The sequence below is a fragment of the Laspinema sp. D2d genome (assembly GCF_025370755.1).
In the GTDB taxonomy this organism is placed as follows: domain Bacteria; phylum Cyanobacteriota; class Cyanobacteriia; order Cyanobacteriales; family Laspinemataceae; genus Laspinema.
In genome coordinates this window covers 229753-251749 of the sequence record NZ_JAMXFC010000004.1, presented here as the reverse complement: position 1 = coordinate 251749, position 21997 = coordinate 229753, and the positions used below count along the sequence as shown (strand labels likewise).

Here is a 21997-nt window from a genome sequence, read left to right as displayed (position 1 = left end):
TTGAACAAACCTCCATGTCAGACCCTGAGCTTCCTAGACCGGAATTCGCAGGGGTTCGAGTGAGGACTGTAGGTTAAAAACGGGAGATTCAATAGCAGAACGTCCCGTCATTTCCTCGGGTTGAGGCAGTTGTAAAATTTCCAGCAGAGTGGGAGCAATATCGGCTAAACAGGCATCCGTTCTTAGTTTGACTTCAGTGCCATGTCCGGGAATTTTCCGCCCTTCGCCTTCGACGAGAATTAAGGGGACTGGATTGGTGGTGTGAGCAGTCCAGGGGTTGCCTTCTTCATCGATCATATATTCGGCATTGCCATGATCGGCGATGATTAAAGTAGTGCCGCCAGCTCGCCCGATCGCATCCAGCAAGCGCCCCAAACAGCGGTCTACGGTTTCAATGGCGGTAATAGTAGCCTCAATATTTCCCGTATGACCCACCATATCCGGGTTAGCATAGTTCACCACCACCAGGGAGTAAATCCGTTTTTTCACCGCAGCAACCACCACATCGGTGACAGCCTCCGCAGACATTTCCGGGGCCTTGTCGTAGGTTGCCACCATCGGCGACTGGACTAATTCCCGGTCCTCGCCCTCAAAAGGTTCCTCTAAACCGCCGTTAAAGAAATAGGTGACATGAGCATACTTTTCCGTTTCTGCTGCTCTCAACTGCCGCAAACCGTGATTGGAGACGACTTCGCCGAAAATATTGCTGAGGTTTTGGGGTTCAAAAGCCACCAACACGGGCAGTTCTGAATCGTATTGGGTAAAGGTGGCAAAGGAGAGGGATTCAATTTTCTCCCGCTCAAATCCTTGAAAATTCGGGTCTACAAAGGCGCTGGTCAGTTGTCTGGAGCGATCGGGCCGGAAGTTAAAGAAGATCACCCCATCTCCCGATTCTACGGCTCCTGGTGCAATCCGAACCGGCAGGACAAATTCATCGGTGAGGTCCTGGGTGTAAGACTCTTTTAAGTGTTCGATGACCGAACGACCGTCACCGGGTCCATCGGTGGTCATGACTTTATAGGCCATTTCTACCCGATTCCAGCGGTTATCGCGATCCATTGCATAATATCGACCACTGAGGGTCACGATGCGACCCACGCCGATTTCCTGGGCTGCGGCTTCGATTTTTCCCAGGGCTTCTGCTCCATCTCTGGGAGAGGTATCCCGGCCATCGGTGATGGCGTGAATACAAACGTTGGTCAGCCCTTGGGCTTTAGCGAGGCTGAGTAGTCCAATTAAATGATTTTGGTGGGAATGCACTCCTCCCTCGGAGCAAAGCCCCATGAGGTGGAGTTTTCCGCCGCTTTCTTTAATGTCTTGGCAAACTTTAACCAGTGCCGGGTTATGCAGGATGGAGCCATCTTCCACCGCATCGGTGATCCGCAGGAGTTCTTGTTTGACAATTCGACCGGCACCGATATTCATGTGACCGACTTCAGAATTGCCCATTTGACCTTCCGGCAGTCCTACTGCTTTCCCGGATGTGCGAATGGTTGTATTCGGATAGGCGGCCCGAAGGCTGTCCATCACGGGTGTTTTGGCAGCAGCAATAGCATTTCCTGTGGTTAATTCGCTGACTCCCCAACCATCTAAAATTACTAGCACCACTGGAGAAACAGGCTCTTGTGCCATATTCATTGACCCTTTGATTCGTGATTTCTGTTTAATCATTTGACTTCTCTCCTTCCCACTGCCACGCAATGGAGAGGGAGATTCCCCAGATTTCTGATCTGGAGTTCCTGCTTGATAGCCGGTTGACTCGATTCCGTTACCGGCATCCTTGTCCCTTCGACTCTACAGGTATTTTCTATTCCCCTATACCCCAGGGTACTAAAAATTCCGCGATCGCAGATCACCCATTGATTGGAACTCTGGTAATGTCTGGTGGATTGGGGTGAGCCACATTCAGTATAAGGTTCTATTGTAACGCTTAATCTGTAGGGTAAGTTTTGCTAGGGTGCTCAGGGCATTTTCGTCGCCATCGGCTCTGAATTGTCATCCCTAGCTGATCGGGAGTCCGTTGAAAACTGTTCTTAACAATCTGTTACAATCGAGGACACCTTTCTCAACCGCTTACGGTTCAGAAGGAGGAAGCCAGAAGAATTGAGGGACTGTTCTGGCTGGCGATCGCATCCGGGGTGGAGCCATTTGACTGAGGTTGAGTTGATGAATGCCCCAAAAAATTCCAATCCTTGATGGGATCGCCACTCCTCAATTCAAGATACGATAGACGTTAATTTTGATAACACGATTGGTTTGTATGATCCCCCTAAAACAATATTGGTCCCGCCTCCTGGCCCTAGTCTTGGTCGTCGCGATCGCCTTGGTGGGCTGTTCGGGTAATGGACTGCTCACTGGCGATTATCGCCAAGATACCCTCTCATTGGTTAATAGTATGAGAACGGCGATCGAACTACCGGAGGATTCCCCGGAGAAATCCTCGGCCCAGGCCGACGCCCGTCTAAGAATCAACGAATTTTTTGCCCGCTATCGTCGGGATGAGTCTGTGGCGAAGCTGGCTTCATTTACCACGATGCAAACCGCATTGAATGGATTAGCAGGACATTATAATTCCTATCCTAACCGTCCGGTCCCCAAAAAGTTGAAAGACCGTCTTGAACAAGAGTTCAAACAAGTAGAATCGGCTCTGAGTCGAGGAACTTAATCGAGCAAATTCCCATCCGGGATGGGGTTGCTTTGTTTACAATTAACTCCTCTTGTACGGGTCTTTATTTGGGCGATCGCAACATTGCCCTCGCCCAAAAAGATGAGTCAATCTATGAACCCCCCAGTTGAGGGGTAAGGGGATGACATGAAACCCTTGGTGATTAGAGATCGTTGCCAACCCAAATCTAATCAAAGGCTGGCAATCATGCTGAAAAACTAAGATAGAACTGAACAGTGCTGAGAAACTTCTGCGTGGATTCTGTACGGGTACCTGATGTCTAATCGTCTCCAAAAAATTTTTAAACCTAAAACAGCGATGACGCTTGACTGGCAGCATTTTTATCGCGGTTTACTGGCAACGGTTCTAACCGCGATCGTGAGTCCCACATTCTGGGTCCAACCGGCCCTCTCCCAAGTTCAAGGGTCCTGTTTGGCTTCTCCAGCAGATATCGCCGAAAAAGAACAACTGCGGCAAGCCACCCTGGAAGGTGATCAGGCTGCTCGCGATCGCTATCAAGCCTTTCTGGTCAAAGAAGCTGAACGCTTACAGGAATGTCGCCAGCAAACTTGGCCCCAAAATCAAGCCCTCTGGTTACGTCTGTATCCCTGCGATCTTCAACCCGGTGCCTTAGATGCCCTCCTCGATCGAGTCGTTAACAAAGGTTACAACCAAGTCTATATCGAAGCCTTTTATGACGGCCAAGTCCTCCTACCCCAGGCAGAAAACAACACCCCTTGGCCTTCCGTCGTTCGGATCCCGGGCTATGAAAATGCTGACCTTTTAGCCGACAGTATCCAAAAAGCCCAAGAACGCGGGCTCAAGGCTTATGCTTGGTTGTTCACTATGAACTTTGGCTATAGCTACGCCCAACTCCCGGACCGCCAAGGCGCACTCGCCCGGAACGGGCAAGGGCAGAATACCCTCACCGCCATGCAGGACCCCAGCTTGCATGAAGAGGTCGGGGAAAGTCATGCTAATCACGGGTTTATCGACCCTTACAGTCCTCAAGCTCGTCGGGACTACTCCTGGTTGCTGGCAGAAGTCCTCAAGCGCAAACCGGACGGAATGTTATTCGATTACGTCCGCTATCTACGCGGTGTCGGCCCTGCTTCTGTCGTCACCAAACCCTCAGACCTCTGGATTTACAGTGAAGCATCCCAGCAAACCCTATTGCAACGAGGGCTCAATCGAAAAGGTCAGGAATTAATCCGGCGCTACGTTACCCAAGGATTCATTACTGTGAACGATATTGCTGCTGTCGATGCCCTCTATCCTGATGAGGCAGAACCCATGTGGCAAGGTCGCACAAACCCCCCGGGTTCTAAAACAATGGGAACCCCTGGGGAACGTCTGCCCCTCCTGCAATGGCAACTCTGGTATCTCAGTGTCGCTCATGCCGTGCAAGGAATTATTGATTTTGTGAATCTGGCAGTGGAGCAAGTTCAACCTCAAGGGATCCCTTCGGGTGCGGTATTTTTCCCCGGGGGTAATCGTCCCGTTGGTCAAGGAGGATTTGATTCTCGGTTACAAGCTTGGGATCGCTTTTCGCCGGAGATGGAATGGCATCCAATGGCTTATGCCAATTGCCAAAAACCTGATTGTATTATGGAAGAAATTGAGCGGGTTTTAAGCATGGCTCCGGAAGGCACCCAGGTTATCCCGGCTTTAGCTGGAGATTGGGGCGTTCCCGTTACGAATCGCCCGCCTTTAGAAGACCAAATGTATGCATTGCGGCGCTATTCTTCCCGGATTAACTCTGTTAGTCACTTTGCCTATTCGTGGCAAGAACCGGAATCCGATCGCGATCGCAAGTTCTGTCAACTGAACTAAGTGTCCCGCAATCCGCACCTGACCCCCTTAGAACATAAAAACCTGGCTTTTTCGCTCCGGGTTTTTAGATTCTAAGTGGGTCAAGTAAAATCCCGTCTCTCTCTGGGATCGAAATTACCTTGGTCATCTCGCCCCAAGGCCAATTACGAATCTTTTACTGACTAATTTTTAGCTATAAGAATAATTTCACCATCGTGGTTAAAGAGATTCCTTTAGATTCTTCCGGAAAGCTCTCGAATTGCCACCCAATTTTTCCTTGATAATCATTCAGAATCGTTAAATACCCTAACCTTGAATTGGTCGGGTCCTCTGCCGCTGCATTCTTCTCTAACTGTTCCAGATATAACTGTTCAGGTTCGCCGATACTTAATTGTTCAATGAAAGCCTGCAACTCAGCCTTCTGTTCTCCATTTATACCATTATTGGTCATTAAGATAATCGAATCTTCATATAAATGAATTTGAAGGGTGGTGGGATGCGGCACGGTGGAATCACTAAACTTCATCGCGTTTTCTAATAACTCATTGGCGATATAGTTGACGCTATGAGCGCTTTCCGCTTTTTTATGACAAGGATTCTGGGGGTCTCCATTGTCTCCAAAAAAGGTAGATAAATAATTGGCTACAAAGTCCGCTGATAAGCCATTATTTCGCCATCGCTTTTTAATAGAAGCCGAACTCGGGGAGAATCCCAGAATTAAATACTCGGTGCCCAGAGGCGGATTTTGAATGAAATGTCCGAATATCTCAATCATAGTATGGGGGTCTGTACTCATTGAGGGGATAGGAAAATATAGTAAAAAAAAATACCCATTGCTACTCGACAACTCTCAACTCTAAATTACCCCTATAAGGGAGCCGATCCTTCATCGGTTGCCCTAACGGTGTAGGGGTGGGTTCCAGTCTGTTGGGACCCCTGAGATTTAAATCTCCCTTGGTCCTCTCGTTCAGGCGGATTCCCCTTTAGATTTTAGGATATATTGATTCCCTACATTCTATTATCTACGTGCTGAGGGGAGCTGAATCCTGTGAGTTTGACATTATTCCCCGTTAGAAGCCAATTATTGATAGAATTTATATCCGGAAAGTTCCCAAATTTGGAAAATTAATCTACCCGTTGTTGTGACCGTTTTCTGAAGATCAGGGGTTGGGCTTACCGGGGATCATTTATAGAGACTTTCAATCATTTTGACCGAGAGAGAGGGCAGCTCGATTTTGCCAGAAGTCTTGTATAGAAGATCCCTGAGTCGTTCTACATTAACAGACTCGGAGGGCTTGCTAGAAAATAAGCGATCGCTCGTGTTTTGCCCCGTAAGGAATAGGTTTGAGAAGATTTTGCTACAGCCGAGTTACTTTCTCCATGTAGGGGTTCCTGACTGACACAAAATAGGGAATAATTCTGTGAGAGTCCAGAACAATGCATCTGTGAATCCTGGACTTTTGCAAAAACTGGGTTCCTGAATTTAACTCCCCCGCAAAAAACAACAATCCCGCCAGAATGAAGTCTGGCGGGATTGCCTTTTATATCCCTTTACTAAAAAGACCGACTGGCCTATGTAATTCTATTAAGTCTGTTAGCAATTTAATATAATTACCCTTGCCAAGAGGTGCTGTAGCTTAAAATACAGAATCCAGTTTTGTTGGCACAGCCCAGTTTGGATCCAGGGTGAGGACAGCCGGAGTAGATTCTGGAAATTAAGACGATCGCTTCCTTCGGAAATGGCTCTACAGCAGCCGAATAAACAGGCAGTCATCTGCTATGGAGTGAACTGTTTATGAACCGGCTGTTTTGGATTAGCATCATGGGTTTATCTGCCACCCTAATAGCGGCAGTACAAATTAAATCTCAACCCTTAACGTTATGTGATTATGAGGTGCCTCCAGTTTGTAGTGACCCCAGCGGGTGCCACCCCGAACTCGTCTGTTCACCCTTATCCTTAGCGATCGCCTCGGAACAGAAAAATTAAGAGGAGGCCCCGAACGGACAATCACCGGCTGCGATCGCCCCAGTGGGGGGTCTCCTCTTAATCGGCAAAAGCGCGTCAAAAGCACAATCAATCAATTGGGCACAGCGACTCCCACTTAGAGGGAAATTTCGGGTTATTCTTCATCCTTAATGTTGCAAGTTCCATCGGACATTCTGGATTAAAACGGTTGAAACCGCCGAGGTCATGAACCAGAGTCATTTTAAAGATTCTGGGAGAGATTTTCCGGCGGTGCAAACTTTTGAAAAAATGAGTGGCAAGTATTTAAAACCACAGGCGATCGCCTCTTTAAAACCCCCTACATTCACCGGGATATTGAGGCGATCGCCTGTGGTTTTTGGCCTCTTTTAATGGCGGTGATTATTATTATATTTAATTCTCGCCCCTGCCCATTGTAACTTTTCCCGTAAAGTCTGATAATAGGAATAATTTTCCTGTAAAATAATAAACTTAGCGCGACAATCTGCCATCCGCACATCGACCCGATGTCCCGGCCAAATTGAGGTCGCCATGACCCCATCCATCCACAACTTTGTACTCAGATCCGGGTCTGCTAAAGGCCAAATACTGACCACGGCTCCTGGGGGCAACACAATGGGACGACTGGACAAACTGAGGGGACAAATCGGAGTCACGGCGATCGCCTCCATCCCATCATGCATAATCGGGCCATTTGCCGAAACCGTATAGCAGGTTGAACCCGTAGGCGTTGCTACAATCAGACCATCTCCCTGATACTGATCCACCACCTCCCCATCAATTTCCATCTCCAGAATTGAGGTGATCATCCGGTCCGCTGCGGCGGGTTTAACACACATTTCATTTAAAGCCAAAAAGCGATCGCTCGCCGGTTTCATATTCGTATGATGCCCCTCATAAACCCGTCCTTGGAGCATCATCCGGCGTTGAATCGCATAACGGTCCTCTAACAAGCGATCCCAAACTCGTTCCGTATCTTTAAACTCCTCAAAGTGTTCGGTAATAAACCCCAGATGCCCCCCCACATTGACCGCCAACATAGGAATTCCCTCCGGGGCCAGTTGTCGAGCCGCTGCTAGGGCCGTCCCATCCCCCCCAAACACTACAGCCAAATCAATTGGACTCGTTGAGGATGCCAAAAAAACAGGATAGGGATTATCTTTAGACCCACTAGGTCCAACCAAAACATGACACCCGCGATTTTCCAACTCCCGAGCGCATCGATCGGCCCATCGCCGAGATAGGTCATCTCCGGCTTTATGAGCAATAATTGCATTTTTAAGCTGCACTTGAGACTAACCCCCTAACCGTTTTATGTTCTGTTGTGGGCATTTATCAGTTTATTCAGTCAGCCTATGAGTTCTTGATTGTCACCTGATAAGTCCCTTAAATATTCTCAAAATATACTTGCTTAGGATGCCACTTGCCAGATTCTACCCAAACTGAATAGCCGCCCCGAACCATCTCCCCCAAAAATTAGAAACCGGGTCTCTATTAAAAAACCCGGTTTAATAGAGTCATAGCCTCGGGACTCAGACTCTTCTTACCATTTCAGGAGATTGAACTGCTCCATATCCACCGTATCCCGGTTCCGATAGATAGCCAGGACGATCGCCAAACCTACTGCCGCTTCCGCCGCCGCCACAGTAATTACAAACACCCCAAAAACCTGACCCTTAATTGTAGCGGAGTCTAGGAAATTAGAAAAGGCGATTAAATTCAAATTCACTGCATTTAACAATAGCTCAATCGACATCAACACCCGGACGGCGTTGCGACTGGTAATCAAGCCATAAATGCCAATGCAGAACAAGGCGGCTGCCAAAACTAAAAAGTATTCGAGTTGCAGTTCCATTAATCCTCATCAGTATCTTACTAGCTTTTGAATGATTAAGGGGCGGTGAAATTCACCCCTTAACTCGGTAAAACTTGACAATGTTTGATGTCCTTTTACCCTTTTCATTCTTGGGTTTTGACCCGATTTCCCCGGAGAGCCGGGACGGGTGCACGGGGACGTTCCGGCAACTTCAAATCCAGTTCTGCTGAATCGAGTTGAGCTTTTCGATCGGGCGGAATTAACTCCCGACGGGCCAAAATAATTGCGCCGACCATTGCCATCAACAACAGGACCGAAGCCAATTCAAAGGGCAGTAAAAAATCGCTGAATAAATGTTCACCAATCTGCACCACGGTATTTTCTGCGGTTGCTGCAGTTGGAGTGATGGCCCAAGGAGTTGAGAGAACCATTGTGCTCAACAGTGCAAATAATCCCAAAGCCACGAGGGCGGTTGCTCCCCGGCGGATCCAGTAATTAGGAAGGTTCGTAAAATCCTCCTGTTTGTTGACCAGCATGATGGCAAACAAAATCAGAACGTTAACGGCACCGACATAAATCAAAATTTGGGCCGCTGCTACAAAATCAGCATTGAGCAACAGATACAAACCGGCCATGCTGATAAACACGCCGCCTAATAAAAAGGCCGAATAAACGACCTGAGACAGGAGCACTACACCCAAGGCAGCTCCTATCATCATCACGGCCAGCAGGCCAAACGAAACTATCTGAACGCCTTCCGCTAAATTCACTGTATTTGTCCTTTGTTCTTTGTCGTTGTTCCTTTGTCGGGGGTCATTTGTCTAGGGTCATTTGTTGGGGTTATCCTTCATTCTGAGTTCAATCAGCCCATTCCATCCGGTGACAAATTTTCCCTATTTTTCTGTGGATTGTTCTTGTTCCATTTTTTCTCGAATTTCTTCGGGACGCAGACCCGCACGACGAGAGTTTGGGGGCAAATCATGGGGAGAGATCACGCCTTTGGGTAGATAGGCGAGTTCTCTGAGGGGGGTCACCATTGGATCATCGGTGACCTTGTAAGGTAAGCGTCCCATTGCCACGTTATCAAAATTCAATTCGTGGCGATCGTAAGTGGAAAGTTCGTATTCTTCCGTGGCGGAGAGACAATTGGTTGGACAGTATTCGACACAGTTGGCGCAGAAGATACAAACGCCGAAGTCAATACTGTAGTGTTTGAGTTGTTTCTTTTTGGTTTCTTTGTTGAATTCCCAATCGACGACAGGTAGGTTAATCGGACAAACGCGGACGCACACTTCACAGGAAATGCACTTATCAAATTCAAAGTGAATCCGACCCCGATACCGTTCGGAAGGAATGAGTTTTTCGTAGGGATATTGCACCGTAACTGGGCGACGGCGCATATGGTCAAAGGTCACGGAGAGTCCTTGACCGATATATTTGGCCGCTTGAACGGTTTCTTTGGCGTAGTTGCTAACTTGGTTGAGGAATTTGAGCATAGTGTTCTCGGCGATGACTGCTAGGTGATAGGGAGTGGTGACCTGAAGTCAAGATGAAATTAAGCGATCGCTCAATAACTGGGCAGTTTTTGAACGAAAAAACCTTGCTTACCCACCAAAGGCAAAGGGAAAGGCCAACTTTAAGGCGGCAGTTAAGAGCAGATTGACCAGAGAAACCGGCAACAGAAATTTCCATCCTAAATCGAGGAGTTGGTCGATCCGCACACGGGGTAAGGTCCACCGCATCAAAATGGCAAGGAAAACAAAGAAGTAAGCCTTGAGCAGGGTCATGGTGATACCGAGGGTTCCGGTAATCACTTGCAGCCAAGGGGTGGTTTCGCTGACACCCAGCCACTGGCCCAGTAGTTCTACGGGGATCGGAGATTCCCAGCCACCCAGATATAACACGGCGATTAGGAGTGCTGAGAGGACGAGGTTAACGTAGGACCCTAAGTAGAACAGGGCGAATTTCATGCCCGAGTATTCGGTTTGATATCCGGCGACGATTTCTTCTTCTGCTTCAGGGAGGTCAAAGGGTAAGCGTTCGCATTCCGCCAGGGCGGCTATCCAGAAGATGATAAAGCCGAGGGGTTGACGCCAGACGTTCCAACCGAGGATGCCATAGCTCGATTGCTGTTCCACAATGTCGAGGGTGCTGAGGCTGTTGGACATCATCACCACTGCCAGCACACTGAGGGCGAGGGGAATTTCATAACTGATTGACTGGGCTGCTGCGCGCAATCCACCGATCAAAGAGTATTTGTTATTGGAGGCATAGCCTGCCATCAGCAAGCCGATCGGCTGAATGCTGGAAAGGGAAATCCATAAAAAGATGGCTACCCCGACATCGCTAATGATGAGATTTTGTCCGAAGGGGACGATCAGGAAGGATGCGAACACGGGGACTACCACCAGGACGGGCCCGAGGGTAAAGAGGATGGGGTCGGCTTTCGCGGGCAGGATATCCTCTTTGAACAAGAGTTTGAGACCATCGGCGGCGGGAGCTAAAATCCCCAAAGGACCGATGTATTCTGGGCCGATGCGCTGTTGGACCGCAGCAGAAATTTTTCGCTCTAGCCAGACGGTTACCAGCACGCCAATTGTGGCAACAACTAGCATGAGTACCATAGGAATTGGCATCCAGATGGCTTTGGCTGCTCCCGCTGGAAGGCCCAAATCTGCGAGCGCTTTTATAAAACTTCCTTGTAGGTCTATACCTGGGTTCATGCTTCCTATTGAGAGTGTGAAGATTTCTTACGACTCGGTTAAATGCAATAACAGTATAACGCTCGATGGACGCCAGAACTCTGGGAGAGACTTGAGTTTCAGTCTTTCAGGAAGAGGATGGCCTTCTGGGGAGGGTAGGGAAAGGGTCAAGGGGCGATCGCTATTGGAGCGATCGCGATCGGGTTGATGCTGCTGCGGGTTGGCAAGAATTCCGGCTTTAGGGCTGGGAACGGGGTTGGTTATTTGGGGCGCAGAGTTACCCAACAAAAAACCCTCAGATTGTGAGAATCTAAGGGCAAGGGTGGCGATCGCGGCTAGAAGGAAAAATCAGGACCCAGACCCCACCCTTGAGTAGAGGTCCCTCCAGCCTAGAGTTGCGCTATGCCGTCGCGATCGCCTTAACGTTCAGCGATCGGAATATAAGGCGCGTTATGAGTTCCCGTATAAATTTGGGTGGGACGGTAAATCCGGTTTTCTCCCAGTTGCTCTTTCCAGTGAGCCAACCAACCCGCCACCCGGGAAATCGCAAAGATCGGCGTAAACAAATCCGTAGGAATCCCCAACTTGCGATAAACCAGACCCGAGTAAAAGTCCACATTGGCATAAATGCCTTTGTAAGCGAGTTTTTCCTCCACCACTCGCTCCAGCTCTACAGCAATATCATAATAATTATCCCGGCCAAACTTCTCAAACAATTGTTCAGCGAGATTTTGCAGGATAATCGCTCGGGGATCCTTAACTTTGTAGACCCGGTGACCAAACCCCATAATCTTAGATTTAGTCTTCAGACAATTTTCAATGTAGGGTCGGACATTTTCAACCGAGCCAATGGCCTCCAGCATATCAATCACTTCTTCATTGGCCCCTCCATGTAAAGGACCTGCCAGAGTTCCCACCGCTGAGGCTACCACCGCGTAGGGGTCCGTCAAGGTGGAAGCCGTCACCCGGGCCGAAAAGGTCGAAGCATTGATAGTATGTTCTGCATGAAGCGTCAGGCAGATGTCCAATACGCGAGCCTCTAAGGGGTCTGGCTCTTGTTCGGTCAGCATATGTAGAAAGTTGGCCGAATAGTCCAAATCGTCCCGAGGTTGAATCGGGTCATTCCCTTTCCGCATCATTTGGAATGCCGCCACCATTGTCGGAATTTTTGCCAACAACCGGACCGCAGCAGCGCGAATATAGGCTGGATCGTCCAAAGCCCGACGGGAATAGAATAAGCCGAGGGCAGCAGCTGAGGCTTGTAGGGCGTCCATCGGGTGACCGCTTTCAGGAAAGCATTTCATCATGTCCCGAATGCGATATTTAATGCGGCGGTGATAGCGAATTTCCTTCTCAAATGCATCGAGTTCATCCTGGGTCGGGAGTTCCCCCCAGATCAATAAATAGGAGGTTTCCAGAAAGGTGCTTTTGAGGGCCAGCTCTTCGATGGGAATATTGCGATATTCCAAAATTCCTTTCTTCCCATCCACGAAACTGATACTGGATAGGGTGACCGGAACGCCTTCTAACCCGGGCTTAAATTCAAAACCGGTCTTTAGTTCGTCCGCGACAGTCATAGGTTTAGCCTTCGCTGTAATTAGATCTCTTCAAGCTAACTTATCAGATCTGCTTGGACTGTTCCTGCTTTTCCAAAAATCCTTTAGGATGCCCAGCCCGGAAAATGATCAGGGCCTAAGAGGATAAAAGGTTCTGATATCAGCATTTTCAGCCCTTTGAGTGCAGAAATCAAGCCCGAGGGAGTGGGAAATAATTCGTTATGAACTGTTGATTTAGGTAACCCATAACGAATCAGCCATTCAGGTTATAGCAATAATTTGGGAGAGGTTAGCCAAAATAGGGAACTATTCCCCACGGGATCCCCGGTTTCTGGGAGGACCAAACCAATCACCCCAGCTTTTTTGAGGATCAGTCCTTCTTTGGGTTCTCCCCACACCAAAATTTCGGCCCAGTTCCCCTGATCCGGCTGATGTCCGACGAGGGCCAAACAATGCCCGCCATTTTGACGCCATTGCTGATACCAGTTGAGCCAGTTATTGATATCCCCATTCGGAACCAGGGAAGTAGATTCTTTAATCTGTTGACCGAGACCAGCGGTTTGGAGAATATCAGCCGTTTGCTTTGCCCTAAGCAGAGGACTGGTCAAAATCAGATCGAAATGAATATTCAAATGATGCAGACGGTTGGCTACTTTCCGGGTTTTTTCAACTCCCTCCTTGGTTAGCTGGCGCTTCTCATCGGGGGCATTCTCTACCCGGTTTTCGGCGATCCCGTGCCGGATCAAATAAACTTTAGAGGGTGTTTTCATGAATCTCATTTTCCTGGTGAGGCTGGATTCCCGATCGCAAAACCCTGATTTGGACCTGAGAAATACGGCTCAGGTCAGAAAGTGACCCAGGGGCCAAAAATGCCCCCGAGGGATGTTTTCCTCAAGCGCCCCACTGGGGGTAAAGCTCTTGTGGAGTCGGGTTCTAGTGGTCTGTGTCGATGCTGAAGGATTAAAGTTCGCGCTGAAACTCTTCTAAAATGCGGAGGAGGTCCATTTGTTCTCCGGTGGGAATCAGATCAATTAGGGGAATTTGTCGCCGTCCGCCACCGAGATTAACGTTGATTCCCGCAAGCACTTTGCTGACGTCGGATTCATTGATAGCGGCATTGTCGCTGACTAAGGGATAGAGTTGTTCAGCCACGAGGGTGTGCAGATGAGCGTCATCTAAGCGCAGACGCCATTTGGCGACATCGATATAAACGCGATCGGCAATCTGAGCAGCCAGGGCTTCTATTTTTTCAGTGTTACTGGAATTAGCCATTAGATTTTTCGGAATAGTTTGCAATTGCGAAAATATACACCCCATGAGCGATTAACAGCAGTAGCCAAGCGCTGGTGAGCCAAGGGGTCCAGGTCCAGGGGGAAGATTGCCATGCGCGGAAAAACCAGAGGCCGGAATTGCTCGCCGCGAACAGGGCGACATGGACGGCGAAATTCATGCGATCGTCGAGTTTCCGGTAATCCGGTTCGCTGCGATCGGGTTGACGAGGCCAACGAGGAGGCATAGATTACCTGTTTTTTGAACTGAAGTCGCTCGGGTTTTGGCCCGGGCTTGTACTTCTAAAATTGTAAGTCTTCCCTACCTCGAATCAATCAGCGATCGCCCCTCATTGCAGTTGCCGATCATTGGGTTTTCGCCAAGATTTGTTAACACGCTTCAAAACTAGGGCGCTCTTCCATCCATTTCCCCAAGGGATTACCGGATGAATTCCCTATTCCCAGGGAGAAAGAAGATTTTTCCCCAGTCTTAGTTCAAAAAACACAGGATAAAATGCAAGTAGCAACCTTCACCACCCCAACCACCCCAGCAGCTTTGTGATTCCTTCGCGCTTACTCCGGCAACATTCTCGCAATCGCCAGACCGCTCTGGCAATCATTCCCTTAGCTAATGAAGCAGCGACTTTTGACGCCTATCGACTCTTACAGTATCACGGGATTTCCCCGGAGCATCTGGCGATTGTCGGTGAAGGGTACAGTTCTCCGGCTCGTGTGGGTTTATTAGAACCGATGCAAATTGCGGTGGACCAAGCTCGCCGTTTTTTAGTGGTGTTTGCCACAATGGGGTTCCTGGTGGGTTCGGGATTGGTTTTGGCTTTACACCTGGAACTGATTAACCCCCTGGGGTTTAACCCGCTGTTGCTCATTCCGGGCGGGGTGGCGATCGCCGCTGTTTTGGGAGGGGTGGTGGGCGGGTTAATTGGCTTTTTGGGCGAGGGTTCCACGGTGGGAGTTTATCATCATCATCTGCGCCAGGGCGGGTATTTGTTGATGATTGAAGGGTCCCAACAATTGGTGACCCTCGGTGAGCAGGTCCTCAAACCTTATGCCACTCCCAAAGCGTTTTAATCGGCTTGATAGTCTCCCGATTTGCCCCCAGTCTTGCTTTCTAGGCGAATGCTTTCAATGGCGATCGCCTTCGATAACGCTTTTGCCATGTCATAAAGGGTCAGTGCCGCCACGGAGACTGCCGTTAAGGCTTCCATTTCTACCCCAGTTTCGGCTTTGGTCCTGACTTCGGCGAGAATCCGATAGCCGGGAAGTTCCTCGTCGGGCAAAATCTCAACATCAATTTTGTGCAAGGGTAAGGGATGACACAAGGGAATCAACCCCGAGGTTTGTTTAGCACCTAAAATTCCCGCCAGTCTCGCTGTTCCTAAGACATCTCCTTTGGGGGCATTCCCGGCTTGAATTTGGTCAAAAGTTGCGCGATCCATCCGGACTTGTCCCAAGGCGATCGCCTGCCGAAGGGTAACTGCTTTTTCTGACACATCCACCATTCGCGCTTGTCCTTCAGCGTCCAAATGGCTTAACTGATAAGGGTTTGGGGAATTTTCAGAATTTTTTTGAAAAGGGGGTTTCATTTTCCAAAAGCCTGTGTTAGTATGATTAAGCGGTAAGGGCTTGTAGCTCAGTGGACTAGAGCACGTGGCTACGGACCACGGTGTCGGGGGTTCGAATCCCTCCTAGCCCGTTTTTAAACTCTAAACAAATTTGGGGTGCTGAATTAGCTTAATCTAATTCAGCACCCCAAATTTTTGGTTCATTGGGTCAGGAGGATTTTTGCAGGGCATAGAGGTCGCGATCGCGACCGAGGGCAAACTTCACCGAGTGGCGTAAATTCATATTGGACTGGGTGAGAAAAATCCCCAAGGCTAAGAACGCCAGCACCGAGGCGATCGCGAAAATATTTCGATAGCCTATATCTTCTGCCAAAACCCCCACAATGGGTCCCGCTAGAGCAATCCCCAAATCAAACCCGCCAATACACAGCGCAAACAATCGCCCCCGTTCCTTGGGTGCACAGCGGTCTGCAACGAGGGCCACCATCATCGGCAGAAACATTCCGGCACCACATCCTTCTACCGCCCCAGCCAGTAAAAAATCCCGGCTATCCTGGGCAGTCCACAGCAAAACCATTGCCACACAGTACGCCAGCAAACCCCCGGAGATAAAGAGTCCGCGTCCGTAACGGTCCGAGGCGCGACCCGTGAGCAGACGCATACTAAAACTCACAATAGCTGCTGCGGTATAAAACCATCCCGGATTAAAATCACTGACTGTCTCCTTAATAAACAAAGAGACAAAGGTCGCTACCAATCCAAAGACTAACCCAATTTGCAGCATGACTAGGGAGGGAATTCGGACCCGAGGACTCCATAACAGCCCCCAAAACGAATCGGCTTTGGCGGTGGGATTTTCCGAGTCTTTGCCCAGTGCGGGGGCGCTTAAATCCTCCCGTAGAGGTTCACTGACGAAATAGAGTAACAGGAAGCTGAGTAGTCCCAATCCAAATGCCATGACAAAGAGGGGTGGGTAACCGGCAGCTTCCAATAAAAACCCTCCGAGGGCGGGTCCAATGGCAACCCCTAAAGGATTGACCAAACTCATATATCCAATCAATTCGCCCCGATTGCGATCGGGGGCTAAATCGGTGATTAAGGCACTATAAGCCGTGGTAAAAGCAGCGATACTAATGCCGTGAAATGCCCGTAATGCCATCAACAGGGGAATGGAATCGACGAAGAGATATCCTAACGGGGCGATCGTTGCCACAAGGGTCCCCAAGCGTAATACAATTTTCCGACCCCGGCGATCGCTCAGGGGTCCTAACCAAGCCCGGGAAGGGAGTAACCCCAGGGCAAATGCCCCCATGACCAACCCGATTTGTCCTTTGGTTCCCCCGATATGCTCGACATAAAGCGGCAGTGTGGGCAGCAATGAAGCCAGAGAAGACCAAAATAATAAGCCTGCCGCAAATAATCCCAACAGGCTATGACGACGCTGCGGCTCTATCTCTAAAAATACCTTCAAAACCTTGGTTCCTTTTCTTCCACTGCAACAAATGACTGAGCTCGGGCATCGGTCGAGTAACGACAAGACAAACCGGATATTTTGACCACATTTCTGCCTTTGATAGCCACCCAGAAAGGGCCAAAAACCCCGTCTCTTGTCTGTGGGATCTCATCGGGTCCCGATGCGCGAGGAGGCCGCAATCTGCCGCCCCCTCTTTTATGCTAATGATTTTTCCCCAGTTTGTTAAAGAATATTAAGATTTCGACGCTTTAGATTTCCGAGTCTTGGGGCAAATAACTCCTTAAAACTCGCCCTGCACCTCGGAGTTGTTGATAATAGCAACGACTGACGGGATCATCGCTGTTTGCGGAGAGGACATCGATGCCGATGCCGTTGCGCCCTACTTTTTTCCCGGAACTGTGGATATAACGACCTTCGCCGAGATAAAGACCCACATGAGTGGCTTTTTCTGGGGTTCCAAAAAAGACGAGATCCCCCGCCTGTAATTCCTCCAGGGGAATAGGTTGGGTAAAGGCTTCCTGTTGATAGGCATCCCGAGGTAACCAAACTTCAGCAGTGCGGAAGGCGGCCTGCATTAACCCAGAACAGTCATAGTTGGGGGGGACGGTTCCTCCCCACAGATACTCATTAGGGACGCTCATGGCCTGGTGGGTAAAGGCAATGATAGCGGGGATTTGGGGTTCTATTTGGGTCCGGTCCCGGGCGATCGCCTGGTAAGGGGACTCGGCTAAGTCCAGATGCTCCAAATCCGTGAGTGCTACCCATCCGGGATAGTCATCTTCACATAATTTGACCTCTACAGCCCCCTCCGACGGAGGGAGGACAATTTTCAGCAGACGGCCCTCGGATGCCTGGGTTGCCAGGGCCTCGCACTGGGGGGAATCATACAGATTGAGATCGACTCGGCATCGATATTGCGGTGCATCGGACCCTTTAGAAGCTAGATTAAATTGAAGCTGACTCAGAGAAACCATAGTTAGAAATCAAGGCTTAATTGTTAAGGCACAGTAACGCGACTGCCGTAGGAAAGTCGCTAGAAGAGAGAATAATTGATTCTGACTTCTAACTTTTGAATCAAACAACCGCAGAGAGAACCATGACATTTTTCCGCAAAGACGAGCAACTCGAAACCCTAGGCGATCGCATTCTAGCGGCAACCTGGGAGCAATTCCCCCAATTAAACCGCAACCAACTGGCAATGACCTGGGTGGTTTATGACCCACCCGTATCGGTGAATACTGGCGGTGCCCTGAGTCCCGATGCATTTTGGGACCATCCTGTTCGCGGATTTAACTATCGTGGCGTGGAACGGATTTATCCCGCCAGTGTGGTCAAGCTGTTCTATCTCGTTGCGGTCTATGAATGGATTGAAAAAGAGATGATTCAGACGTCCCCCGAGTTAGAACGGGCCATCCGAGATATGATTGTGGACTCCAGCAATGATGCCACGAGTCTGGTGGTGGATGTGTTAACCGGGACCACCAGTGGTCCAGAATTGTCCCCAGGACCGTTTGAAACCTGGAAGCACCAGCGCAATTTAGTCAATCGCTACTTTCAGTCTCTGGGATGGCCGGAATTGGAATCCATCAATGTTAATCACAAAACCTGGTGTGATGGGGCTTATGGTCGCGAGCGGGTTTTCCTGGGAGAGTTAATGGAAAATCGCAATATGCTGACCACCAATGCGACGGCACGGCTCTTGCATAGTATTGTCGGTGGGGTAGCGGTTTCGGCGAAAGCGACTACGGCGATGATGAAGTTAATGAAGCGATCGCTAGAACCCGAGGACCTGGCGGAGGACCCGGAAAATCAAGTAACCGGGTTTTTGGGTGCGGGTCTCGATCGCCAGAGTCGGATTTGGTCTAAAGCTGGTTTAACCAGTACAGTTCGCCACGATGCAGCTTATATTGAATTACCGGAACAGCGCCCTTATTTATTGGTGGTCTTTACCGAAGGGAAGGCGCACAGCAAAAATGAAGCGATTTTGCCTTTTGTTTCCCAACAAGTTGCCAGTGCGGTGGGTTCACTGTAACACGGGACTGGTTTTGGCGTTTTTTGGGGGTGAGGATGTTCTGGGTGCAAGCTCAAGGCGATCGCCTGGGTTGGGCGCGGAGTCAGGTTCTGGGGGGGTCTGCGGAGGGCGATGCATTCGTTAAAGCTGAATTTGGCTTTTCAGAATAAAATTTCTCCCATTTAACATTGAAGTACCTATTAGGAGTAATTGTGAAGTTTCTATCGATCGCAACGGGTATTTTTTTATTGGGTCTGATGGCTCTCCCGGGCGGGAGTGGTCCAAAAAAAGCGATGGCTGAATCATTCTCAGGAGATATGGCTAGGGAATTGGGGTTAAAGGCGATCGCTCAGTTGCCGGAGGATACCTTCGTTCAACCGCTCTCCTGGGAAGTCCAATCTGAGGGGGGAAATCCACCGCCATTACTCGCGACTGAATCGGGAAATGTGGCGGAATTATTGACGGGAACAACAGCGATCGCCACCCCCCATTACTTCAGGATCCCCGACCAGCAAACCGTTCCCCAAAACCCTGCGACTGAAGCGGAAAATCATCCGGTTTTGGCTCAACGAAATAACGATATTGAACTGGGTCGAACCAGTCGGGGCGTGGGTAACTATATCGGTGCTGCCATTAATGTTGGGTTAAGTGATGATGCTAGTCCCCTGGGAGGTGGAAGTTTTGCCTTAACAAGTAAAATTGGCCTCGCCGAGCAAGTGTCTGTCCGTCCTTCCCTGTTATTTGGAGAAGACTTGATGCTGCTTGTCCCGGTCACCATTGACTTTCCCTTTGCGGATACGGACGATAGCTTACAAGTCGATCTTGCGCCTTATATCGGCAGTGGCATTGCGCTTTCAACGGATGAGGATAATTTCATTGGATTTTTTGGCACGGTGGGAATTGATCGAGTCTTATTTGACCGATTTGTCGCTAACGCTGCCTTAAATGTTGGGTATGTTGAGGAGGTTGAAGTGGGAATCTTTGTTGGCGGAGGGTATCGGTTTTAAATGCCTTTGCCGTAACCCCTTTCCGATAGGTTCGTGATCGGAATCAGCGATCGCCCTTTCCCTCCATCTTCAGTAAAAGCGTAGTATTCCTCCTTCCACTATTTGTTAAGTTTTGTTTACATAACAAAGAAAATACATCTCAGGGAAGATTGCATCTTGGAGTGGGATGGATTACATTAACAATGTTTTAGTATCTGCCCTTCTGGGTTATCCAATTTTTGCCCTGGAATGGCAGATTGCTAAGAGTTTTTGCTTTGAGTTTGTGGATTTCGCGGTTTATGGAACACGCGGATTTATGGGGAATATCTCGGTGCTTTATTCTCAAGAATTTCTGGCGTTCAATCGCCAATTCATTTCCAATCCAATTTACTTTTTATAAACCCGAACTCATGCAAAAACAAAGCAAAATAATTCACGTTTATTGATGAATTTGGAGGGCTTATGATGGGTGTGAGGAAAAAATGGGCCGGATATAGTGCTTTGATGGTATTGCCTTGGTTAGCAATCCAACAGACCCTACCGGCTACCGCACAATATCCCAGTCTCCCAGAGCAACCCAGTGTGGAGAGGCACTGGCCGATGGATCTGGAGGCACAACCGACTCAGGAAGAAGGGGAAACGGCGATCGCGCCACTGACGGAAACTGACCCCGCAGTTCTTGAGGATTTTGAACTGTCCATAGACTTTAATCAAGGGGACTTCGTAAAGGATGCCGCTATCCTTCCAGAAACCACCGAAGTGCAATCTTCCCCGGAAATAGGTCTGGAAGCACTATCAACTCAGGAAGAAGGGGAAACGGCGATCGCGCCACTGACGGAAACTGACCCCGCAGTTCTTGAGGATTTGGAACTATCCATTGATTTTAATAAAGAGGACTTCGTAAGGGAGGCCGCTATTCTTCCGGAAAACACCGAAGCGCAATCCCCCTCGGAATCGGATCTGGCTCAGGCTCGTTTTCCCAATTATCGCTACAGCGCCGGTTTTGATTTACCCAACTTTGGATGGGTGAGGATGGACGGCGAGGGAGTTGATAGCGTCCTAGGTATTAACCTGTCACTCGGCGTCTCCTACAAAAAATACTTTCAGCCTGCGGTTCCCGGACAGTTTACGGGATCCTGGGGGGTAGGAACCCTAGCCTTGGCGTTACCCTATGCGACCATCGGTGGCGATTATCAATGGGATAATGGCTGGTACGCTGGGGGTAATATTGGTGCAGGGTTGTACTACTTTGATGATGTAATTCCCTTCCCCGTTGGCTATATCGGTGTTGGTTATCGCTGGTAGCGATCGCTCCAGGGAACCCAACCACCATAAAAAATCCCCCACGACTTTTGCAAGGGGTGGGGGATTTCTAAACTAAATTGCTCTACACTGACTCATTCAACTCCAGCATTTGCTGAGATCTGCTCAGAGTTGCCGATCATTAACTCAGGTGAGTTTTATCGGAGCCTTAGTGCTTTCACAACGGAGAGGGAGGGATTCGAACCCTCGTTACGATTAAAACCGTAAAACAGATTAGCAATCTGCCGCTTTCAACCACTCAGCCACCTCTCCAAGGTGTCTTGAGACATCATAGCAGGTTTTTTTCGGTCTGAAAAGACCTTTTGCCAGGAATTTTGCAATTTTTTAAAAAAACTGGATAGAACTGAAACCCACTCCCCGATTTAGTTGCCCTCAATAGTGTCTAGGTAAGGGTTTCACTGACTTAGAATATGCCATTGATTTGACGCGAGGTGGACCAAAGGTAATTGGGGTCACCTAACGTAACGGTTAAATCGGGAGGAGTTGGGTCCCCAGTATCTCCAGGCTGGGTTTCCAATCTGTTACCCGGTTGCGCATCTATTTTCCCCTCCATCTGAGAGAGTTAGGGATTGGAGATGACTGCTGCGGGTCCCCTGAAACTTCTCATCGAAAGTGAGTCACCCGACTCAACTCGCCCGACCTCTTCAGTCGGTTGGATGATGAACAGCAACGTTAATCTAGCCGCAAAGATTAGAGGGTTTACCCTAAGTAACGGTTAAAAGTGGCGTATCTGTCTGGCAAGATGGGATATTTTCTCTCACGTTAACCCGGGACGGAAGAATGTGAGCTTTAATCCGAGTACAAGGGGTGTTGCTAC

Annotated in this window: 25 protein-coding genes and 2 tRNA genes; 10 read left to right on the top strand and 17 right to left on the bottom strand. The window is 49.1% G+C overall.

Going from position 1 to position 21997, the window contains the following annotated elements; genetic code table 11:
• Positions 1 to 33: 33 nt before the first annotated feature.
• A complete protein-coding gene (gpmI, locus tag NG796_RS04650) occupies positions 34 to 1632 on the bottom strand; it encodes a 2,3-bisphosphoglycerate-independent phosphoglycerate mutase (RefSeq protein ID WP_261204755.1) in 1599 nt (532 codons plus the stop codon).
• 628 nt (positions 1633 to 2260) lie between these two features.
• Here gpmI and psb27 point away from each other — a divergent pair.
• Complete coding sequence (gene psb27 / locus NG796_RS04645; RefSeq protein WP_261204745.1) at positions 2261 to 2665, top strand: photosystem II protein Psb27; 405 nt, start codon at positions 2261 to 2263, stop codon at positions 2663 to 2665.
• A 276-nt stretch (positions 2666 to 2941) separates the two neighbouring features.
• Positions 2942 to 4498, top strand: a complete 1557-nt coding sequence (locus NG796_RS04640; RefSeq protein ID WP_261204744.1) for a hypothetical protein — start codon at positions 2942 to 2944, stop codon at positions 4496 to 4498.
• 172 nt (positions 4499 to 4670) lie between these two features.
• Here the strand turns inward: NG796_RS04640 and NG796_RS04635 are convergent, their stop codons facing one another.
• Entirely contained in the window at positions 4671 to 5252 is a 582-nt protein-coding gene (locus tag NG796_RS04635; RefSeq protein ID WP_261204743.1) for a slr1658 superfamily regulator, read from the bottom strand.
• Between the two features lie 497 nt (positions 5253 to 5749).
• Positions 5750 to 5920, bottom strand: a complete 171-nt coding sequence (locus tag NG796_RS04630; protein ID WP_261204742.1) for a hypothetical protein — start codon at positions 5918 to 5920, stop codon at positions 5750 to 5752.
• Positions 5921 to 6272: 352 nt separating this feature from the next.
• On the opposite strand from NG796_RS04630, the gene NG796_RS04625 reads away from it, so the two are divergent.
• Both NG796_RS04625 and NG796_RS04620 read left to right on the top strand, forming a co-directional pair.
• Positions 6273 to 6464 (top strand): hypothetical protein, encoded by a 192-nt coding sequence (locus NG796_RS04625; RefSeq protein ID WP_261204741.1) that lies wholly within the window; start codon positions 6273 to 6275, stop codon positions 6462 to 6464.
• A gap of 204 nt (positions 6465 to 6668) precedes the next feature.
• A complete protein-coding gene (locus NG796_RS04620) occupies positions 6669 to 6833 on the top strand; it encodes a hypothetical protein (RefSeq protein WP_261204740.1) in 165 nt (54 codons plus the stop codon).
• Here NG796_RS04620 and NG796_RS04615 read toward each other — a convergent pair.
• The 10 genes from NG796_RS04615 to NG796_RS04570 all read right to left on the bottom strand — a co-directional run bounded on the left by NG796_RS04615 (position 6830) and on the right by NG796_RS04570 (position 14051).
• Positions 6830 to 7750 (bottom strand): NAD(+) kinase, encoded by a 921-nt coding sequence (locus tag NG796_RS04615; protein ID WP_261204739.1) that lies wholly within the window; start codon positions 7748 to 7750, stop codon positions 6830 to 6832. The genes NG796_RS04620 and NG796_RS04615 overlap by 4 nt on opposite strands.
• 254 nt (positions 7751 to 8004) lie before the next feature.
• On the bottom strand, positions 8005 to 8310 hold the full coding sequence (nuoK, locus tag NG796_RS04610) for an NADH-quinone oxidoreductase subunit NuoK (RefSeq protein WP_198017903.1): 306 nt from the start codon (positions 8308 to 8310) through the stop codon (positions 8005 to 8007).
• A 110-nt stretch (positions 8311 to 8420) separates the two neighbouring features.
• Entirely contained in the window at positions 8421 to 9047 is a 627-nt protein-coding gene (locus tag NG796_RS04605; RefSeq protein WP_261204738.1) for an NADH-quinone oxidoreductase subunit J, read from the bottom strand.
• 123 nt (positions 9048 to 9170) lie between these two features.
• Entirely contained in the window at positions 9171 to 9773 is a 603-nt protein-coding gene (gene ndhI, locus NG796_RS04600; protein ID WP_261204737.1) for an NAD(P)H-quinone oxidoreductase subunit I, read from the bottom strand.
• A gap of 108 nt (positions 9774 to 9881) precedes the next feature.
• Positions 9882 to 11000 (bottom strand): NADH-quinone oxidoreductase subunit NuoH, encoded by a 1119-nt coding sequence (nuoH, locus tag NG796_RS04595; RefSeq protein ID WP_261204736.1) that lies wholly within the window; start codon positions 10998 to 11000, stop codon positions 9882 to 9884.
• A gap of 27 nt (positions 11001 to 11027) precedes the next feature.
• The gene (locus NG796_RS04590; RefSeq protein ID WP_261204735.1) at positions 11028 to 11264 is read right to left on the bottom strand and encodes a hypothetical protein; all 237 of its coding nucleotides are present in this window, start codon (positions 11262 to 11264) and stop codon (positions 11028 to 11030) included.
• 134 nt (positions 11265 to 11398) lie between these two features.
• Positions 11399 to 12556, bottom strand: coding sequence for a citrate synthase (locus NG796_RS04585; protein WP_261204734.1), 1158 nt, complete (start codon positions 12554 to 12556; stop codon positions 11399 to 11401).
• Between the two features lie 245 nt (positions 12557 to 12801).
• Complete coding sequence (gene sixA, locus NG796_RS04580) at positions 12802 to 13305, bottom strand: phosphohistidine phosphatase SixA (protein WP_261204733.1); 504 nt, start codon at positions 13303 to 13305, stop codon at positions 12802 to 12804.
• Between the two features lie 190 nt (positions 13306 to 13495).
• Entirely contained in the window at positions 13496 to 13807 is a 312-nt protein-coding gene (locus tag NG796_RS04575; protein WP_261204732.1) for a DUF3181 family protein, read from the bottom strand.
• Positions 13800 to 14051, bottom strand: a complete 252-nt coding sequence (locus NG796_RS04570) for a 2TM domain-containing protein (protein ID WP_261204731.1) — start codon at positions 14049 to 14051, stop codon at positions 13800 to 13802. Before NG796_RS04570 ends, NG796_RS04575 begins: the two co-directional genes overlap by 8 nt.
• A gap of 310 nt (positions 14052 to 14361) precedes the next feature.
• Here NG796_RS04570 and NG796_RS04565 point away from each other — a divergent pair, with 310 nt between their 5' ends.
• A complete protein-coding gene (locus NG796_RS04565) occupies positions 14362 to 14892 on the top strand; it encodes a hypothetical protein (protein WP_261204729.1) in 531 nt (176 codons plus the stop codon).
• Here NG796_RS04565 and moaC read toward each other — a convergent pair.
• Positions 14889 to 15407 (bottom strand): cyclic pyranopterin monophosphate synthase MoaC, encoded by a 519-nt coding sequence (gene moaC, locus NG796_RS04560; RefSeq protein ID WP_261204728.1) that lies wholly within the window; start codon positions 15405 to 15407, stop codon positions 14889 to 14891. The two genes, NG796_RS04565 and moaC, sit on opposite strands and share 4 nt — an antisense overlap.
• Positions 15408 to 15443: 36 nt before the next feature.
• Between moaC and NG796_RS04555 the strand changes: the two genes are divergently transcribed.
• Positions 15444 to 15517, top strand: a tRNA-Arg gene (locus tag NG796_RS04555).
• Between the two features lie 77 nt (positions 15518 to 15594).
• On the opposite strand, the gene NG796_RS04550 is transcribed toward NG796_RS04555, so the two are convergent.
• Positions 15595 to 16857 carry an MFS transporter gene (locus NG796_RS04550; RefSeq protein WP_261204727.1) on the bottom strand — a complete coding sequence of 421 codons (1263 nt, stop codon included), beginning with the start codon at positions 16855 to 16857 and terminating at the stop codon, positions 15595 to 15597.
• Between the two features lie 251 nt (positions 16858 to 17108).
• A complete protein-coding gene (locus tag NG796_RS04545) occupies positions 17109 to 17834 on the bottom strand; it encodes a C40 family peptidase (protein ID WP_261204725.1) in 726 nt (241 codons plus the stop codon).
• 122 nt (positions 17835 to 17956) lie between these two features.
• On the opposite strand from NG796_RS04545, the gene NG796_RS04540 reads away from it, so the two are divergent.
• The 4 genes from NG796_RS04540 to NG796_RS04525 all read left to right on the top strand — a co-directional run bounded on the left by NG796_RS04540 (position 17957) and on the right by NG796_RS04525 (position 21162).
• Positions 17957 to 18892 (top strand): serine hydrolase, encoded by a 936-nt coding sequence (locus tag NG796_RS04540; RefSeq protein WP_261204724.1) that lies wholly within the window; start codon positions 17957 to 17959, stop codon positions 18890 to 18892.
• 272 nt (positions 18893 to 19164) lie between these two features.
• Positions 19165 to 19878, top strand: coding sequence for a hypothetical protein (locus tag NG796_RS04535; protein ID WP_261204723.1), 714 nt, complete (start codon positions 19165 to 19167; stop codon positions 19876 to 19878).
• Between the two features lie 166 nt (positions 19879 to 20044).
• The gene (locus tag NG796_RS04530; protein WP_261204722.1) at positions 20045 to 20257 is read left to right on the top strand and encodes a hypothetical protein; all 213 of its coding nucleotides are present in this window, start codon (positions 20045 to 20047) and stop codon (positions 20255 to 20257) included.
• Positions 20258 to 20319: 62 nt separating this feature from the next.
• A complete protein-coding gene (locus tag NG796_RS04525; RefSeq protein WP_261204721.1) occupies positions 20320 to 21162 on the top strand; it encodes a hypothetical protein in 843 nt (280 codons plus the stop codon).
• Positions 21163 to 21343: 181 nt separating this feature from the next.
• Here NG796_RS04525 and NG796_RS04520 read toward each other — a convergent pair.
• Positions 21344 to 21432: transfer RNA gene (locus NG796_RS04520), tRNA-Ser, on the bottom strand.
• Positions 21433 to 21997: the final 565 nt, after the last annotated feature.

Bases quoted from the DNA above. Each gene is read 5' to 3' on its own strand.
- gpmI (WP_261204755.1), bottom strand. From the start codon at position 1,632: ATGGCACAAGAGCCTGTTTCTCCAGTGGTGCTAGTAATTTTAGATGGT.
- psb27 (WP_261204745.1), top strand. From the start codon at position 2,261: ATGATCCCCCTAAAACAATATTGGTCCCGCCTCCTGGCCCTAGTCTTG.
- NG796_RS04640 (WP_261204744.1), top strand. From the start codon at position 2,942: ATGTCTAATCGTCTCCAAAAAATTTTTAAACCTAAAACAGCGATGACG.
- NG796_RS04635 (WP_261204743.1), bottom strand. From the start codon at position 5,252: ATGATTGAGATATTCGGACATTTCATTCAAAATCCGCCTCTGGGCACC.
- NG796_RS04630 (WP_261204742.1), bottom strand. From the start codon at position 5,920: ATGCATTGTTCTGGACTCTCACAGAATTATTCCCTATTTTGTGTCAGT.
- NG796_RS04625 (WP_261204741.1), top strand. From the start codon at position 6,273: ATGAACCGGCTGTTTTGGATTAGCATCATGGGTTTATCTGCCACCCTA.
- NG796_RS04620 (WP_261204740.1), top strand. From the start codon at position 6,669: ATGAACCAGAGTCATTTTAAAGATTCTGGGAGAGATTTTCCGGCGGTG.
- ndhI (WP_261204737.1), bottom strand. From the start codon at position 9,773: ATGCTCAAATTCCTCAACCAAGTTAGCAACTACGCCAAAGAAACCGTT.
- nuoH (WP_261204736.1), bottom strand. From the start codon at position 11,000: ATGAACCCAGGTATAGACCTACAAGGAAGTTTTATAAAAGCGCTCGCA.
- NG796_RS04585 (WP_261204734.1), bottom strand. From the start codon at position 12,556: ATGACTGTCGCGGACGAACTAAAGACCGGTTTTGAATTTAAGCCCGGG.
- sixA (WP_261204733.1), bottom strand. From the start codon at position 13,305: ATGAAAACACCCTCTAAAGTTTATTTGATCCGGCACGGGATCGCCGAA.
- NG796_RS04575 (WP_261204732.1), bottom strand. From the start codon at position 13,807: ATGGCTAATTCCAGTAACACTGAAAAAATAGAAGCCCTGGCTGCTCAG.
- NG796_RS04570 (WP_261204731.1), bottom strand. From the start codon at position 14,051: ATGCCTCCTCGTTGGCCTCGTCAACCCGATCGCAGCGAACCGGATTAC.
- moaC (WP_261204728.1), bottom strand. From the start codon at position 15,407: ATGAAACCCCCTTTTCAAAAAAATTCTGAAAATTCCCCAAACCCTTAT.
- NG796_RS04545 (WP_261204725.1), bottom strand. From the start codon at position 17,834: ATGGTTTCTCTGAGTCAGCTTCAATTTAATCTAGCTTCTAAAGGGTCC.
- NG796_RS04540 (WP_261204724.1), top strand. From the start codon at position 17,957: ATGACATTTTTCCGCAAAGACGAGCAACTCGAAACCCTAGGCGATCGC.
- NG796_RS04535 (WP_261204723.1), top strand. From the start codon at position 19,165: ATGGCTGAATCATTCTCAGGAGATATGGCTAGGGAATTGGGGTTAAAG.
- NG796_RS04530 (WP_261204722.1), top strand. From the start codon at position 20,045: ATGGATTACATTAACAATGTTTTAGTATCTGCCCTTCTGGGTTATCCA.
- NG796_RS04525 (WP_261204721.1), top strand. From the start codon at position 20,320: ATGATGGGTGTGAGGAAAAAATGGGCCGGATATAGTGCTTTGATGGTA.